The organism is Burkholderia cepacia ATCC 25416, from assembly GCF_001411495.1.
Taxonomy (GTDB): domain Bacteria; phylum Pseudomonadota; class Gammaproteobacteria; order Burkholderiales; family Burkholderiaceae; genus Burkholderia; species Burkholderia cepacia.
Genome location: NZ_CP012982.1, coordinates 2444659 through 2461114 on the forward strand (window position 1 = coordinate 2444659; position 16456 = coordinate 2461114).

The window sequence follows — 16456 nt, forward strand, 5'->3', positions numbered from 1 at the left end:
CCTTGCGTCAGTCGCGCGCGAGCGCATCGATCGGATCGAGCCGCGATGCGTTGCGCGCGGGCATGAAGCCGAATATCACACCGGTGAGCGTCGAGCAGACGAACGCGGTCACGATTGCGCCGGCCGAGAACACCATCTTCCACTGCGCGACGAACATCGAGAACAGCGCGCCGAGCCCGAACGACAGCGCGATGCCGATCGTGCCGCCGAGCAGGCAGACCAGCACGGCCTCGACGAGAAACTGCTGCAGGATGTCGGACTGGCGCGCGCCGACCGCCATCCGGATGCCGATTTCGCGCGTGCGCTCGGTCACCGACACCAGCATGATGTTCATCACGCCGATTCCGCCGACGACGAGCGAGATCACGGCGATCAGCGACAGCAGCAGCGTCAGCGACTGGCCGGTCTTCTCGACGGTCTTCACGACGCTGTCCATGTTGTACGTGAAGAAGTCCTTGCGGCCGTGGCGCTGCTTCATCAGCGTTTCGAGGCTCTTTTCGGCGGCGGCGCTCGGCTGCCCGTCGCGCACGCGCACGGTGATGCTGTCGAGATAACGCTGCCCGAAGAGACGCCCGCTCGCGGTCGTGTACGGCACCCACACGTTCAGGCTCTTCATGCTGCCGAACGCGCTTTTCTTGTCCGCCGTCACGCCGATCACGACGCACGGCACGTTGTCGACCAGGATCACTTCGCCGATCGGGTTGCGCGTCGCGCCGAACAGCTTGCGGCGCGTGTTCTGGTCGATCACGGCCACCTGCACCTGGCGGCGCACCGCGTCCTCGTCGAATGCGACACCGAGCGCGAAGCGCATCCCGCGCGCCTGGAAGAAGCGGTCGCCGACGCCGCTCACGAGCGCGTTCACGTCGACATTGCGGTAGCGCAGCAGCAGCGTGCGCGACGTTTCGGGCGTCGCGCTGTCGACGTACGGCTGCTCGGCGAGCGCGGCGACATCGGCGGGCACGAGCGTCTGGATCGCATCGGCGCGGCTGTCGCCCCAGTCGGTGCCCGGGTAGATGTTGATCGTGTTCGTGCCGATGCTGCCGATCTCGTCGAGCATGTAGCGCTTCGCGCCTTCGCCGATCGCGACGATCGACACGACCGACGTGATGCCGATGATGATGCCGAGCATCGTCAGCAGCGTGCGCAGCCGGTGCGACACGAGTGCGATCCACGCCATCCGGCAGGCCTCGGCGAAGCGCCCGGAGCCGGCCGCGAAGCGGCGCGCGCGGGGGGCGGCATCGGCCTGCGGATCGGGGGCGACTGCCGCGGGCGGCGACGGCATGTCGCGACGATCGCGGGCGGATGGTGTGCCGGTGGCCGCTTCGCTCGCTTCCGCCGCATCCGCGCCCGCGGCTGCTTCCGCGAGGGCTTCCGCATGGTGGCGGTTCGGCCGGTCGGCGACGATCGCGCCGTCGCTGATCTCGATGATGCGCCGCGCATGGCGCGCGACGGCCTTGTCGTGCGTGACGATGACGATCGTATGGCCGAGCGCGTTCAGCTCGTGCAGGATGCGGATCACGTCCTGGCCGCTTTTCGTGTCGAGCGCGCCGGTCGGTTCGTCGGCGAGGATCACCTGGCCGCCGTTCATCAGCGCGCGCGCGATGCTCACGCGCTGCTGCTGGCCGCCGGACAGTTGCCCGGGGCGATGGTGCGCGCGATCCGCGAGCCCGAGGCGCGCGAGCAGCTCGCGTGCGCGCGCGTGCCGCTCCGCGCGCGGCGTGCCGGCATAGATCGCGGGCATTTCGAGGTTCGCGGCGGCATCGACGTGCGGCAGCAGGTGATAGCGCTGGAACACGAAGCCGAAGTGCTCGCGGCGCAGTTGGGCGAGCTCGTCGCTGTCGAGCATGTGCGTGTCGCGACCGCCGACCGTGTAGGTGCCTTCGCTCGGGTGGTCGAGGCAGCCGAGGATGTTCATCAGCGTCGACTTCCCGGAGCCCGACGCGCCGACGATCGCGACGATCTCGCCCGCGTGGATCGACAGGTTGACGTTGTTCAGCACGACGACGTCCTTGTCGCCGGCCGGAAAGCGTCGTGTGACGGCGGAGAGTTTCAGCAGGGGCTGGCTCATCGTCACACCACGTCCGCCAGCGGCGCGTGGTCGTCTGCGGACGCCTCGCCGATCACGACGCGTTCGCCGTCCTTCAGGCCGGCCAGCACTTCGACGCGCACGTTGTTGTTGATGCCGATGCGGACGTTGCGCGTTTCCGTGCTGCCGTCGGCGCGCAGCACGCGCACCGCGTAGGTGCCGTCCTTGCGCTTCTCGCCGAGCGCGGCGGCCGGAATGCTGAGCGCGTTGCGCGCGTTGCCGAGCACGATGTTGACCTGCGCGGTCATCGAGATGCGCAGCCGGTGCTCGGGATTCGGCACCTCGAACAACGCGTTGTAGAACACTGCCGAATTCGGTTTCGCGCCGCCGCCCGCGCCGCCGCCGAGTGCGCTTTGCGTCTCGGCGTAGTTCTGCGGCGCCGGCTCGATCGCGCGCAGCTTGCCGTAGTGGCGCCTGTCCGGTTCGCCCAGGATCGTGAAATACGCGGTCTGGCCGGCGTTCACGCGGATCACGTCGGCTTCCGACACCTGCGCCTTCACGGTCATCGTGTCGAGATCCGCGAGCTTCAGGATCACCGGCGCCTGCTGTTGCGCGATCACCGTCTGGCCTTCCTGCGTGACGATCGCGACGACCTGGCCGTCGATTGGCGCGACGATGCGCGTGTAGCCGAGGTTGGCCTGCGCGGTCTCGATCTGGATGCGGGCCGAGCGGATCTGCGCGGCGAGCGACGCGAGCGTCGCGCGCTGTACGTCGAGCGTCGCGCGCGCGGCTTCGAACGACTCGCGCGACGTCGCGTCGTCGGGCAGCATGGCCTGCTGGCGCCGGAACGCGAGTTCCGCCTGCGTGAGTTGCGCGGCGGTCGATTGCTGCTGCGCGCGCAGGCTTTCTTCGCTGGCGCGTGCCTGCCGCAGCGCGTTTTCCGAGAGCACGGGGTCGATCTCGGCGAGCCACTGGCCCTTCGTGACTTTGTCGCCGAGCTTGACCTTCAGCGACTTCAACTGCCCCGAGACTTGTGCGCCGACGTCGACCTGCCTGAATGCCTGCAGCGCACCGGTGGCCAGCACCGCGTTTTCGAGGTCGCCGCGCGAGACGGGCGCGGACAGGTATTGCGGATGCTTGTCGGGTGCGCACGCCTTCAGCGTGACACCGGTGGCGATCGCGACGATGGCAACGGTGGCCAGCACGATGCGCCGGCGGCGATGGGTCTTCTGAGTCATGAGCGTGCGGCGAGGATGAAGCGGTGCCGGCGTTGCGTGCGGCCGGTCGGGACGATCCGGCCGGCGTCGCCTGGCGGGCGGGTTGCCCGCGGGCTTTCGCGTACACCTCGCGCGGCCGTGGCGGGTCGAATCAGCCGCTCATGGTAAGCGAGGAATTCACGACAAATCGTGTGGAAATTGTGCTGAATTGTACGGACGCCGTGCAGGAACGGAGGCCGGGCGGCGACATTGTTGCAATCTGTCAGCGCGGCGGGCGAAAGCTCGTGCGCGTGTTGCGGCGTGCGTTATCGCCGTGCGGCGACGAGGGCCATCATCGGCCGGTCGCGTTCCTCGTCGAGCGCGGGCAGGGCATCGACCTGTTCCTGCGTCGGCCCCCATTCGTCCAGGTGCGTGAGCGTGAAGCCGCTGCCTATCAGCAGGTTCACGAGCGTGCCGAGCGTGCGGTGCTGCTTGACGACGCCCGGCGCGAGCCAGTCGGTCACGCGTTCGCCTTCGCGCTGATAGCCGTCGAGCGGCCACGAGCGGTTGCCCTGCGCGTCGACGACGAAACCGGGCCGGCGCGGCGCCGTATAGACCGGATGCTCGATCGAGAACACGAGCCGCCCGCCCGGCACGAGCGCGCGATGGAGCGTGCGGAACAAGGTATCGAGGTCTGCGATGTAATGGAACGCGAGCGCGCTGTACGCGAGATCGAACGCGGCATCCGGCAGCGCGAGCGTTTCGAGGTCGGCGCGACGGTACGTGATTGCCGGATGCGCGGCGTTCGATGCCGCACGTTCGAGCATGCGCTCGGACACGTCGATGCCGAGTACGCTTGCCGCGCCCTGGCCGGCGGCCCAGCGGCTGAACCAGCCGTAGCCGCAGCCGAGGTCGAGCACGCGGCGACCGTGCAGGTCGGGCAGCAGCGCGCGCAGCGCGGGCCATTCGGGGGCACCGTCGAGTCCGTGGATCGAGCGGTTCAGGCGGCTGTAGCCTTCGAAGAAGGCCGGGTCGTCGTAGATGTTCTGCGTCATGCGTAGGGCCTCGTGCGGGCAGGGTGCGCGGTGCCGCGCGCCCGGTTCCGCGAGCTTACTCGTGCTGCCCACCCGCGTCGATCCGGCGTTGCGTGTCGGCGTCGACGATGTCGCGGATCGCGCTGAACAGCGGTGCGGCGTCGGTATAGCGGCGGCCGTAGCCGAGATTGAACGCGTAGTCGAAATCGGGCGGGTTGCTGCCCTGGGTGTGCTGCAGGATCGTCTCCAGCTTGTCGAACGCTTTCGCCGCGCGCGCTTCCGGCGACGCGGCCGCTTCGTATTCATCCCACAGTGCGACGATTTCGTCGCGCCGTGCCGGATCGAGCGGCGCGGTCAGCGTCAGCAGGTCGTCGCGTTCGTGCGCGCTCTTGTCGGGGTGCGCGGCCTGCTCGATCGCGGGGATGTCGCCGTGCAGCGCCTCACCGAGATCGTGGACGACACACAGCTTCAGCAGCTTCAGCGTGTCGATGCCGGGCAGCGCATCGGCGAATACGAGCGCCATCAGGCACAGCCGCCAGCTATGCTCGGCGGTGCTTTCCGCGCGCCCGGCCGACGTGTGGCCGCTGCGCAGCACATCCTTCAGGCGTTCGGCTTCGCGCAGGAACGCGAGCCGCGCGTGGATCGTATCGGGGTTCATGGTCGGTGTCCGTGCGATGAGCCGTCAAGCGTAAGGCGGCCACGCACGGTTCGTCCACGCATGAAATATGCGCGGGGTCGTATTACAGCGTTTCCACGAGCCGCGCGGCCGCCCCGTCCGACAACGTCATCCGTGTCCACCGGCACAGGCTGCCGCGGATCGGCACGACGCGCGACGCATTCGCGCCGGTATCGAATTCGACGCTCGGCGGCCCCGCGCGATCATGCCAGCCGAGCGTATCGAGCGCGGCTTCCATGCGGACGATTTCCGGCGTCGCATAGCGCCACAGCGACGTGCCGAGCAGCATCGACAGCGGTTGCGAGAATTCGGCTGCACGCGCGGGCGAACAGGCAAGTAGCCGGTGCGTGAGGTCGCACACGAGATGCATGCGGCCCGCGCTGCCCGCGACGAGCCGCGCAAGCGCGTGATCGCCCGCGGAATCGAGGCGCGCGGCGAGCAGCCGTTCGGCCGCCGCGCGTTCGCCGGGCGACATCTGTTGCAGGCCGGCTTCCCAGCGCGAGATCGTCGATTGCGCCACGCCGAACAGCTCCGCCGCGTGGCTCTGCTTCACGCGGTGCAGCGCTCGCCAGCGCTTGAGTTGCGGGCCGAGTGGTGGTGCGTGTAGCGGTGAGGCAGACATGGCGGTACTCCGTTCGGTATGTGCGTCGCGTTGCGGCTGCGATGGATGGAATCGTCATTCCCGTGGTGCCTGAAGCACGACGAGTTCGACCGGCACCAGCGTTGCGCCGCCAACGACGAGATCGCCATCGGCAGTGGCCGTGATCGGCGTGGGTTGCATCGTGAGATTCAGGCCCGCCAGTGCCGTTGTCACATGCCGGGCAGGGATCGTGTACGGCCGGTCGAGCAACTGGGCGGCGACCTTCGGCGGTATGTCGAAACCCTGGGTGGAATAACGCATTCCGGCGATATTGCCTTCGAGCGCGAAACCGTCCCGCACGGCGACGTACCCGTGCGCGACCGCTGCCAGCCGATCGATTGTCGAAGCGCCATCCGGCAGCACGACACGGTAATGGCCTTTGACATGGCCGCCGATCGCCTGGAATCCGGTGAACGACCAACGCAGCGATGTCCGGTAGCGGGACGACAAGGCCGACCGCAGCGTGTCCGGCAGATCGAGGACGAAGTGCACGGGGCGGCCCAGCACGACCAGCTTCGTATGGTCTGCGGTGGTCATGAAGCCCGATACCGCTTCGTCGTACGGCTCGTCCCGCACCAGCCCCGACTTGAACAGCTGATCTTCGGATGGCGGCCGCTCGGCTTGCGTCTGCGGCTTGTGACAGCCCGGCAGCGCGACGCAGCCCGCGGCGAATGCGGCGGCGAGCCACCGTCGGCGTGCGATCGATATGGTCATTGTCTTGTCCCGTCTTGCGCGGTTCGGCATTTTGACGCCCTCGGAAGCCGGATTCTGGCTTATCCGCCGCGCGTTGTCGAACGGGAAATCTGCCTGGGCAGCGCTCGCAATCCGGCCCTGTCCAGCGGCATGCTGCGCTCTCCAGACCCGCCGCCAACGTTTTCGTCGCGCTTTCAACCGCCTCCGCCATATCTTATTATTCGGCCAGTGCGGAGGCGTACCGGCCGTCAACGGTCATGTCGAGGCATGACGCGCCGGCACGAATGACCGCTTTTCGGCCTGTGCGTCGCTCGATGCGCGGTCGAAACGACAGGACCCGCGTGGCCAGCGTGTGTCCCAAAAAAATCACGAGAGGGCGCGATGGTACGACTGGTCTTACTGCTGTTGGGCATCGAATACTTGCGCACCCGCTGGCGCGGGCTGACCGCACTCGGCTGGGTGTGGGTTGTCGCGGGTGTCGTGATCTTCGTCGACGCGCTCGACGGCGCGCTGCATTTTCCGATCCAGATCTTCGCGTGGCTGTTCCTGATCGAGGGGCTCGCGACGCTCGCGGTGGCCGGCAGCGGCGTCGGCGGGCAGCGCGTCCTGCGCTACGTGAAGGGGATCGCGGTCGTGGTGGCCGCCGGGCTCGTGTTCGCGGGGCATCACCACGGCCATTTCCTGCTGTCGATGATCTTCGGCACGCTGTTCCTCGTCGACGGGCTGCTGCAGTGCACCGCCGCGTGGATGGTGCGCTATCGCCGCTGGAACGTCGCCTTCGCGTGGGGCGTCGTCGAGATCCTGCTGGCGATCTTCTTCTACCAGCCGTACCCGACCCACTATGTGGGCACCGTGCCGTACTGCCTCGGCCTGCTGCTGATATTCGGCGGGATGCACATGCTGAGCCTCGCCGCACGCGTGCGGCGACTGACGCGCAATCCGGCGTTCGCGACCTCGCCGGCGCCGGCACTCGCGCCGGACCTCGACGATGCGCGCGACCTGCCGCATTTCGCCCAATCCGAATGGGACGGCCCGCCGGCCGACGGCGAGCATGCGCTCACCGTGCACGTGTGGACGCCGACCGGTACGTCGAAAGCCGAAGCGCAACGCTACCCCGTGATCGACCGCTATATCGCGGCGGTGGACGTCAACGGCGTGATCTCGACCGGGCACGCGGCGCTGGAATCGCCGGAGGGCATCTATATCAGCCTGTATCCGGGCGTCGAAATCGATCGTTCTCCGGATGAATTCACGCGCATCCTGCGTGCAACCCGCGAAAACGACGTGCCGGGCCTGTTCCAGCCCGACTACGCGACCGAGTCGAAGGCATGGTGCCCGTCGACCGTGCGCGTGCGGATCCGCAACTACGATCCGGCGAAGCTGGACGCGTTCTGGTCGTCGTACCGGCAGAACGTGACGTACAACCTCACGCACCGCAACTGCTCGAGCACCGTGTCGAACGCACTCGAAGCCGCGCTCGACGGCGCGGTGTGGCGGCTGAAGGGCGCGCGCGCCGGATGGGGCGCGTTCGTGCGGTTGCTGCTCACGCCCGAGCTGTGGGTTGCCGCGCAGATCCGCAAGCGCGCGGTGACGATGGCATGGACGCCCGGGCTCACGCTCGACTATGCGCGCGCGCTCAGCATGCTTGCCGACCCGCGGCCGTTCGCGTGGTGGAAGGTCGCGCGCTCGGCCGTGAAGGCGATCATGGCTTCGCGCCGCACGTGGCGCGAGCAGGACAATGCGGCGCTGTCGCCGGGCGGATCGGAGGCCGCGTCGTTGAAGTGACCGCGTGCCGCCGGACGAGGGCCCGGCGTCGCTGAGGCCGCCACCGCACGGCCCGGCGATGTTGCCCGCCACAAGAACCCACAGATACGAACAACAATGAACAAGACGAGCGCATTCCGCATCCTGATTCCCGCCGCGCTGGCGCTGACGAGCGCCGGCTTCGCGCAGGCGAGCGTGAACGAAGTGCCACGCATGAGCGACGACGTGTACCGCACCTCGGTGTCGTTCTGCTCGAACGTCGCGGCCGCGGAGAAGATCGTGTGCCAGGGCGACATGATCGCCGCGGGCAGCCGGATCGTCGCGGCGATCGGCGGCCTGCCGCCGGCATCCGCCGCGTCGATCGACGAAGGCGCGCGCAACAAGCTGCCGGCGGCGGAGCGCAAGGGGCTCGCGCCTGTCGAGCCGCGCGCGATCGACAAGGACGACGACGTCGCCGGTCTCGCCGGCATGGTGCGCCTGTGCGACGTGTACGAATCCGAACCGGCATCGCGTGCGCGGCATCATGCGGCGTTGAAGCAGCAGGCGCCGGATGCGGCACCGCGCGTCGAGGCGTTGCTGGCCGATGCGTCGACGGCGGCGCGCCAGCGCGTCAGCATCGGCGTGTGGCAGATCCTCGCGCTCGAAGGCCCCGAAGCGTCCGCCCGCGCGTGCACACAGCTCGGCACCGGGTCGTGAGTGCCTGTTCGCCACCGATGTTTGTCGCGTGGCCATCGACGTGCGGGCGTCGATCGTGCCGTGTCCGGCGTGCCGTGACGGTCAGCCGCTCGCGATCGTGGCCGGCCTGACCCGTATCGGCTTGCCGAGCGTCCGCGCGACCGGAGAAGCCCGCACCGCGTCGCGCACGAGTGTCTGCTGCGCGTGCGACAGCGGCGCAGCGAAGCGCAGTGCGATGTCGAAGCCCGTTTCATGGTCGAGGCGATCGACGGTGACGTCCGCCGTGCATGCGGGCAGCGTCACGCCCGCGCGTCGTGCGGCCAGGTCGATCGACATGCAGACGCAGGCCGCGAGCGCGCTTTCGAGCAGTTCGTGCGGCCGCATGCCGGCGTCGCCGCCCTGGCCGTCCTTGTGCGTGTCCGAGCGCACGACGCTGCGCCCGTTGCCGATCTCGACGCAATGTGGCTTGCCGAGCCGTGTCGCGGTCACCATGGCGATGCTCCGTTGCAGGATGAGGGTGGCGACACGGTACGCCGGCGTCGCTTGCGGCGGAAGGCAACCGCTGGTACCGGTACCGGTTGTAACCGGCTCGGCGGCGACCCGCGCATTCTTTCGTCCACCTTCACATTCGTGCCATGTTGCGACGGCGACAATCGCGGTCGGACATTCGACAACCGTGCGGCGCATCCCGCGACCGCATGCCTTTTCCGAGGAAACACGCCATGCTCAAGACGCTCGCCCGCGCCGCTGCCGCACTCGCCGTTGCTTCCGTGTCGCTGCACGCCGCCGCGCAGACCAGCTACGACTACCTGTTGCTCGCCGCATCGTGGGAGCCCGGCTTCTGCGCGTCGCACGACACGCCGGAATGCACGAACCTCGCCGGCTCGTATGCGGCGACGAGCCTGTCGCTGCATGGCCTGTGGCCGAACCGCTATGACGGCAACCAGCCGTTCTACTGCGGCGTGCCGCAGAACGACATCGACCTCGACAACGCGCACCAGTGGTGCAGCATGGACGCCTACCCGATCAGCAGCGCGACCCGCAACACGCTGTCGACCTACATGCCGGGCGTCGCGTCGTGCCTCGACAAGCACGAATGGTTCAAGCACGGCACCTGCTCGAACTCGGCGACGCCCGATGCCTACTGGAATCAGGCGTCCGGCATGATCAGCCGGCTCGGCAATACGTCGTTCAACGCGTTCCTGCAGGCGAACGCGGGCAAGACGGTCACGCGCAACCAGTTGCTGTCCGCATTCGAAGGCGCGTTCGGCAGCAACACGCGCAGCGCGGTGTCGCTGAAGTGCACGAAGACGAATGGCGTCAGCTATTTCACTGAAGCGTGGATCGCGGTGAAGACCAATGCGACCGCGCAGTTCCCGAGCGCCGCGTCGCTCGTAACCGACGGCAATACGCAGGGCACGTGCCCGACGTCGGGTGTGTATATCGCGAAGTAACGACGAAGGGGGCGGCGCGCGCGGCATCGCGCACGCCGTCGCCCGTTACGGGTTCGGCGGGACGCTCGACCACGGCAGCCGGGCCTGGTAGCCGTCACCCTGCAGGTCGACTCGGGTGATGACGTTGGCCCGTCACGCTCGCGCGTGTGCGTGCGCTTATGCGAGCAGCCGCAACGCGTCCTCGAGCGACAGCACCGTCGTGCGCGATTCGAAGGCGGTGGCGAACAGGTGCTCGTGAACCACCGGGTCCGGGTCGTAGCAGCAATCCTTGACCGTGTAGAGGCGGAAGTCCGCGTCGCTCGCGTGGGCGATCGACGACAGCATCACGCCCGTCGACGCGATGCCGACCATGATCAGCGAATCGACGCCTTGCTCGACCAGGCGCGCTTGCAGATCGGTACCGAAGAACACGCTGGCACGGTGCGCGACGATCAGCGGCTCGTCGGCCTGCCGACCCAACTCCGGGCATGGGCCGTCGTCGATGAAGCGGCCGAGCTGCTTGATGCCCTGGCCGTTCTTGTTGCGCGGGCTGACTTCCGGATAGCCGGGGCTGAACCGGATGTTCGCGAACCAGACGCCGATGCCGCTTGCCCGCGCCGCGTCGCAGAGTCGGCGCGTATTGGCGAGCAAACCGGGCGCGACCGACGGGAAGAGGCCGAGGATGTCGGTCTGGTAATGCATGACGAGCAGCGCGGTGCTTGACGGCACGATGGCGGGAATCGGGGCGGCCGGGGTGACGCCGGGGTTCGTGCGGGTTGCCGTTGTGGCGATTTCCGGTGCGTTTTGCCGAGTCATGAACGAGGGTCTCCGATAGCTCGCGGGGAATTTCAGCGTCCCCGATTTGTACCGGAAAATCGGGGTGGTTGCCGATGCGATTTTCGTAGGGGCATTTCAGCGCCAGTACCATTCCATGTTGTTACGGGCGGCTACGGTGCATATAGTTGCCTATCGGCAAACAACCAAGGGAACGGGTACTGATGAGCATTCGAGGGAAAGACCGCCAGATGAGCCTATCCGAAACTTTGTGTGCGAGGCATAAACTGGCGACCAAGGAGCCACTTTTATGCCACGCAAACGCAAGGAAGAAGTGACGATCGAACCGGGCAAGGGCTTGAACCTGGACCCGGAACTGATCAAGCAACTGGTGCCCGGAACGCTGGACCGGGCGACGATCAACGAGCAGCTTGCCGCACTCAAGAAGGCGATCTTCGAGCGGGCGCTGGGCGGCGAACTGACCCACCATCTCGGCTACGAGAAGGGCGAGGCCAAGCCGTCGGACAGCACGAACCACCGCAACGGCACCAGTCGCAAGCGCATCACGACCGACGACGACCTGCTCGACGTCGAGATTCCGCGTGACCGCGAAGGGACGTTCGATCCGGTGCTCATTGCCAAGGGCGAGCGACGTTTTACCGGCTTCGACGACAAGATCATCGCGATGTACGCGCGCGGCATGAGCGTGCGGGAGATTCAGGGGTTCCTGCTGGAGATGTACGGCATCGAGGTATCGCCGGACTTCATCAGTACAGTGACCGATGCGGTGATCGACGAAGTGCGTGAATGGCAGCAGCGGCCGCTCGAGCCGATGTATCCGGTCGTGTTCTTTGACGCCTTGCGCGTCAAGATTCGCGACGAAGGCGTGGTCCGCAACAAGGCGATCTACTTGGCGCTCGGCGTGCGCCGCGACGGCACACGTGACGTGCTCGGCCTCTGGATCGAGCAGACCGAGGGCGCTAAGTTCTGGCTGCGGGTCGTCAACGACCTGAAACTGCGTGGCGTGCAGGACATCCTGATCGCCGTGGTTGACGGCCTGAAGGGCTTCCCGGAAGCGATCAACACCGTGTTCCCGGAAACGACGGTTCAGACATGCATCGTGCATCTGATCCGTAACTCGCTGGACTTTGCGAGCTGGAAAGATCGCAAGTCGGCTGCCGCCGCGCTCAAGGAGATCTACCGAGCACCGACGGCCGAGGCGGCCGCCGTGGCGCTGGACGCGTTCGACGCTGGACCGTGGGGCACGAAATACCCGCCAATTGCCGCACTCTGGCGGCGAGCCTGGGAGCAGGTGATTCCCTTCTACGCGTTCGCGCCGGACATACGGAAGATCATTTACACCACGAACGCCATTGAGTCGCTGCACATGCAGCTTCGCAAGATCATCAAGGCACGCGGCCACTTCCCGTCGGACGAGGCCGCGCTGAAGCTGATCTGGCTGGCACTGCGCAACGTCGTTGCCAAGTGGACCGGCTCCCGGCACGATTGGAAGAGCGCGATGACCCAGTTCGCGCTGCTTTACCCAGAGCGCTTTAGTATCGGAATCTGAGTTTTAACCTGCCTCACACACGAAATTCCGGATACCTCCGAGCCTGTCCGGCCAGGCGGCCCGCTAGTCATCCTCTACGCTGATGATCTGGCTGAAATTCAGCGAAGGATCGAGGCGACGGGCGCCACCATCAACCGTCAGGCTTTCTCGTTCCCTGGCGGCCGGCGCTTCCACTTTATTGACCCCGATGGTTATGAACTGGCCGTATGGTCAGCGGACGAATCGTGCCAGTAACCAAAACGAGAATCACCAAACGATGAGATCCGCCGCCTCAAAGACACCCCAGACCGGGGGCTTTGAGGCGTCAGCAATCGACCAGTTGCGGACCTTTGATGTCTCGTCCAAGATTGTGGGCAATCCAGTCATGACTTCGACCTCACCGCTGATGCATTGCCCCTATTGCGCTGCCGAACTCGTCATAGCTGCGGGAGGAGAGCTTCAATGTGCATCGACGGGCGCACTTTTTAGCCGCTCCGTTCGAACGCAGCTCGAAGCACTCAGGACTGGCGGAACGTCCGGTCAACCATCCTGGTCCTATGTGGGGCGATGGTTTTGTCCATGTTGCGGTGAACAGACCGACGATAGCGTTTGTCCGGGCTGCGGCGTTGTGATTACTGCCAGGTTAGCCCGTGAGCTCATAGAGCTCAATCCACACGTTTCTCCGCAAATGCCGGCGTGACTGTCCGCAACCGAGAATGGGGCGGGCCGCTCCGGGTCGATCGCTGCCGAACGACGAATTCGCCATTGAGTGTGCCGGAACTCACCAGCCGCCGTCGCGCCACATGAGGCACGCTTGACTTCGACACCTCAAAAAATCGACCGCCCCGAATAGGTCGTCAACCACTCCAAAGCTAAAGTCCCCGCCAACGAGTTCCCATTAGCATCGAGCCCCGGCGCCCACACACAAACCGCCATCTCCCCAGGCAGCACCGCAACGATCCCGCCACCGACACCACTCTTCGCCGGCAACCCGACGCGATACACAAAATCCCCCGCCGCATCGTAAGTGCCACAGGTCAGCATCAACGCCGACAGCCGCTTGGCGGAACTCGAATCCACGATCCGCTCGCCGGTCACCGGCGCGACCCCACCATTCGCGAGAAACAGCGCGGCGCTTGCCAGCTCGACACAGTTCATCGTGATCGCGCACTGTCGGCAATACGCATCGATCACCGTGTCGGGCGGCATCTGCATGTTGCCGAAGCTCGCCATGAAGTGCGCCATCGCGCGGTTGCGCTCCGCGTGCTGCAGTTCCGACTGCGCGACGCGCGAATCGTAGTCGATGTCGTTCGCGCCGATCAACCGCCGCACGAATTCGACGAGCGCCGTCTCGGCCTTCACGAAGCGGCGGCACAGCACGTCGGTGACGACCAGCGCCCCCGCATTGATGAACGGGTTGCGCGGCTTGCCGCGCTCGCTCTCGAGCTGGACCAGCGAGTTGAACGCGTTGCCGGACGGCTCGCGGCCGACCCGTTCCCACAGGTCGTCGCCCAGCAGCTGGAACGCGAGCGTGCACGCAAACAGCTTCGAGATGCTCTGGATCGAGAAGCGCTCGTGCGCGTCGCCGACCGTGCAAACGTTTCCGTCGAGTGTGACGACGGCCATCCCGAACTTGTCGGCGGGCACTTTCGCGAGCTCGGGAATGTAATCGGCGACCCGTCCCTGGCCAATCCAGGGGGCGAGTTCGGTGTGGATGCGTTCGAGGATCGTTTGGTAATTCATCAAGTCAGGCGGGCAGGGCATGGCCCGGATTCAGGCGAGCCCGTATGGAACCGTCCCGGCGCCGATTCGTCAAGCTCGGCCGATATCGCTCCCTTATTTTCAAGACCTCTAAACAGGCAATCGGCTGGCGCAGTATCATGCGGTACGTTTCGGCCAATGGCCGGCGTCCGGCACCGGCCGGCGCCGCCGCGGCTTTCCCGATGAACCGACCGCTGCCCATGTCTTTTCGCATCCTGCTCGTCGAAGACGACACCCGCCTGTCCACGCTGATCGCCGGCTACCTGCGCAAGAACGACTATGAAGTCGATACTGTGCTGCATGGTGACGCCGCGGTGCCGGCGATCCTGTCCATTCGTCCCGATCTCGTCATTCTCGACGTGAACCTGCCGGGCAAGGACGGCTTCGAAATCTGCCGGGAGGCGCGCAAGCAGTACGACGGCGTGATCATCATGGTGACGGCCCGCGACGAGCCGTTCGACGAGCTGCTCGGCCTGGAATTCGGCGCGGACGACTACGTGCACAAGCCGGTCGAGCCGCGCATCCTGCTCGCGCGGATCAAGGCCCAGCTGCGCCGTGCGCCCGCGCGCGCGCCCGAGAGCAGCGCGCCGCAGCCCGAACGCTACGCGTTCGGCAAGTTCTCGATCGACCGCACCGACCGCTCCGTCGTGCTGCCCGACGGCAGCACGCCCGACCTGACGTCGGCCGAATTCGACCTGCTGTGGGCGCTCGTGTGCCATGCGGGCGAAGTCGTCAGCCGCGACGACCTGATGCTGCAGTTGCGCGGCGTCGAGTTCGACGGCCTCGACCGCACGATCGACGGGCGCATCTCGAAGCTGCGCCGCAAGCTGCGCGACGACGCGAGCAACCCGCAGCGGATCAAGACGATCCGCAGCAAGGGTTATCAATTCAGCAAGCACGCGTGGGAATGACGCGGCCTTCGGGCGACGCCGTCACGTTCCGCGCGGGCATTCCCCCTGCCGGCCGGGAGCCGAGATGATCCGACGAACCCGTTCGCACCCCGATGCACCGCCGCTGCCGACGCTGCGCTACGTCAAATGGCGCTGGCTGCATTTCCGCCGCGCGTGGACCGATACGCGCGCCGACCGCATTCCGAGCTGGTCGCGCCTTTACGTGCGCACCTACCTGCATCTGCTCGGCCTCGTGCTGCTGACCGCGCTCGTGCCGGCGCTCGCGCTGTGCGTCGAATTGTCGCCGCAGGTCGTGTGGCATGCGTTCGATTCGCTGCCCGGCGACATCTGGATCGTGCTCGTGTTCGTGTTCGCCGCACCCGCGCTCGCGGCGTACCGGTGGATGCGGCCGGTGTGGTCGGATCTCGTGATGGTGCGCGAGCGCGCGATCGACTTCACGGGCGGGCGCTTCAACACGCGCGCGCGCGAATCGCACAGCGTGATCATCGGCCCGCTCGCGCGGACGCTGAATGCGCTCGCGATGCGGATGGAACGCCTGATCGCCGCGCAGCGCGACCTCACGAACGGCATCTCGCACGAGCTGCGCACGCCGCTCGCACGCGTGCGTTTCGCGCTCGAAATGCTGCGCGAGCCGGGTTCCGCGGCCGAATACCAGAGCGCGCTCGAGAGCATCGCGCAGGACGTGACCGAGCTCGAGGAACTGATCGACATGAGCCTGACGTTCGCGCGGCTCGAATACAGTTCGCTGCAGTCGAACCTCGAGATGACGGCTCCCGTCGCGTGGTTCGAACACCAGGTCAGCGACGCGCAGCTGCTGTATCCGGAACGCGCGATCGAGTCGCGCATCGCGATTGCGTCGGACCTGCGGGTGAAGATGGACCGGCGGCTGATGTCGTACGCGATGCGTAACCTGCTGCGCAACGCGAGCAAGTACGCGAAATCGCGGATCGTCGTCGGGATCTCGCTCGTGCACGGCAACATCGGGATCTTCGTCGAGGACGACGGCCCCGGCGTGCCGGAGAGCGAGCGCGAGCGGATCTTCGACGCGTTCGTGCGCCTCGACCGCCGCACCGGCGGCTATGGCCTCGGCCTGTCGATCACGCGGCAGGTGCTCCACGCGCACAACGGCCGGATCGCGGTCGTCGACCCGGTGGAACTCGGCGGCGCACGCTTCGAGATCAGCTGGCCGGTCTGACGATCCGCAACACGAGTCCCGGGCCTCCGGGCCTCGACAGCAACCCCGCACGACCCCACGACCCCACGACCCCACGACAGCCGCGCGCGCCGGATTCGAGCGCGTCGCCGGCTTGTCCCGCCGTTCCTT

General features: G+C 66.7%; 15 protein-coding genes and 1 pseudogene. 7 read left to right on the top strand and 9 right to left on the bottom strand.

Annotated features, from left to right (window positions below; translation table 11 throughout):
- Positions 1–7 precede the first annotated feature (7 nt).
- From APZ15_RS28180 to APZ15_RS28205, 6 genes are all read right to left on the bottom strand, one after another.
- Entirely contained in the window at positions 8–2068 is a 2061-nt protein-coding gene (locus APZ15_RS28180) for a MacB family efflux pump subunit (RefSeq protein ID WP_027789608.1), read from the bottom strand.
- A gap of 2 nt (positions 2069–2070) precedes the next feature.
- Complete coding sequence (gene macA / locus APZ15_RS28185; RefSeq protein WP_027789607.1) at positions 2071–3264, bottom strand: macrolide transporter subunit MacA; 1194 nt, start codon at positions 3262–3264, stop codon at positions 2071–2073.
- A 284-nt stretch (positions 3265–3548) separates the two neighbouring features.
- Positions 3549–4277, bottom strand: a complete 729-nt coding sequence (locus tag APZ15_RS28190; RefSeq protein ID WP_027789606.1) for a class I SAM-dependent methyltransferase — start codon at positions 4275–4277, stop codon at positions 3549–3551.
- 55 nt (positions 4278–4332) lie between these two features.
- Positions 4333–4914, bottom strand: a complete 582-nt coding sequence (locus tag APZ15_RS28195; RefSeq protein ID WP_027789605.1) for an HD domain-containing protein — start codon at positions 4912–4914, stop codon at positions 4333–4335.
- Between the two features lie 82 nt (positions 4915–4996).
- The gene (locus APZ15_RS28200) at positions 4997–5554 is read right to left on the bottom strand and encodes a helix-turn-helix domain-containing protein (protein WP_027789604.1); all 558 of its coding nucleotides are present in this window, start codon (positions 5552–5554) and stop codon (positions 4997–4999) included.
- Positions 5555–5608: 54 nt separating this feature from the next.
- Positions 5609–6286, bottom strand: coding sequence for a hypothetical protein (locus APZ15_RS28205; RefSeq protein WP_027789603.1), 678 nt, complete (start codon positions 6284–6286; stop codon positions 5609–5611).
- A 360-nt stretch (positions 6287–6646) separates the two neighbouring features.
- On the opposite strand from APZ15_RS28205, the gene APZ15_RS28210 reads away from it, so the two are divergent.
- Positions 6647–8050 carry an HdeD family acid-resistance protein gene (locus APZ15_RS28210; protein WP_027789602.1) on the top strand — a complete coding sequence of 468 codons (1404 nt, stop codon included), beginning with the start codon at positions 6647–6649 and terminating at the stop codon, positions 8048–8050.
- A gap of 96 nt (positions 8051–8146) precedes the next feature.
- A complete protein-coding gene (locus tag APZ15_RS28215) occupies positions 8147–8725 on the top strand; it encodes a hypothetical protein (protein ID WP_027789601.1) in 579 nt (192 codons plus the stop codon).
- A gap of 81 nt (positions 8726–8806) precedes the next feature.
- Here the strand turns inward: APZ15_RS28215 and APZ15_RS28220 are convergent, their stop codons facing one another.
- On the bottom strand, positions 8807–9196 hold the full coding sequence (locus APZ15_RS28220) for an OsmC family protein (RefSeq protein ID WP_027789600.1): 390 nt from the start codon (positions 9194–9196) through the stop codon (positions 8807–8809).
- A 230-nt stretch (positions 9197–9426) separates the two neighbouring features.
- Between APZ15_RS28220 and APZ15_RS28225 the strand changes: the two genes are divergently transcribed.
- Complete coding sequence (locus APZ15_RS28225) at positions 9427–10158, top strand: ribonuclease T2 (RefSeq protein WP_027789599.1); 732 nt, start codon at positions 9427–9429, stop codon at positions 10156–10158.
- A gap of 156 nt (positions 10159–10314) precedes the next feature.
- Here the strand turns inward: APZ15_RS28225 and APZ15_RS28230 are convergent, their stop codons facing one another.
- Positions 10315–10953, bottom strand: a complete 639-nt coding sequence (locus APZ15_RS28230) for a cysteine hydrolase family protein (protein ID WP_027789598.1) — start codon at positions 10951–10953, stop codon at positions 10315–10317.
- 268 nt (positions 10954–11221) lie between these two features.
- Between APZ15_RS28230 and APZ15_RS28235 the strand changes: the two genes are divergently transcribed.
- Complete coding sequence (locus tag APZ15_RS28235; RefSeq protein WP_027787261.1) at positions 11222–12481, top strand: IS256 family transposase; 1260 nt, start codon at positions 11222–11224, stop codon at positions 12479–12481.
- 33 nt (positions 12482–12514) lie between these two features.
- Positions 12515–12715, top strand: a pseudogene (locus tag APZ15_RS42320) (VOC family protein); the annotation flags it as partial.
- 573 nt (positions 12716–13288) lie between these two features.
- On the opposite strand, the gene APZ15_RS28240 reads toward APZ15_RS42320, so the two are convergent.
- Positions 13289–14203: a glutaminase gene (locus APZ15_RS28240; RefSeq protein ID WP_027789597.1), complete on the bottom strand. Its 915-nt coding sequence runs from the start codon at positions 14201–14203 to the stop codon at positions 13289–13291.
- 218 nt (positions 14204–14421) lie between these two features.
- Between APZ15_RS28240 and APZ15_RS28245 the strand changes: the two genes are divergently transcribed.
- Both APZ15_RS28245 and APZ15_RS28250 read left to right on the top strand, forming a co-directional pair.
- Positions 14422–15132, top strand: coding sequence for a response regulator (locus tag APZ15_RS28245; protein ID WP_027789596.1), 711 nt, complete (start codon positions 14422–14424; stop codon positions 15130–15132).
- A gap of 64 nt (positions 15133–15196) precedes the next feature.
- Entirely contained in the window at positions 15197–16327 is a 1131-nt protein-coding gene (locus APZ15_RS28250; protein ID WP_027789595.1) for an ATP-binding protein, read from the top strand.
- Positions 16328–16456 lie beyond the last annotated feature (129 nt).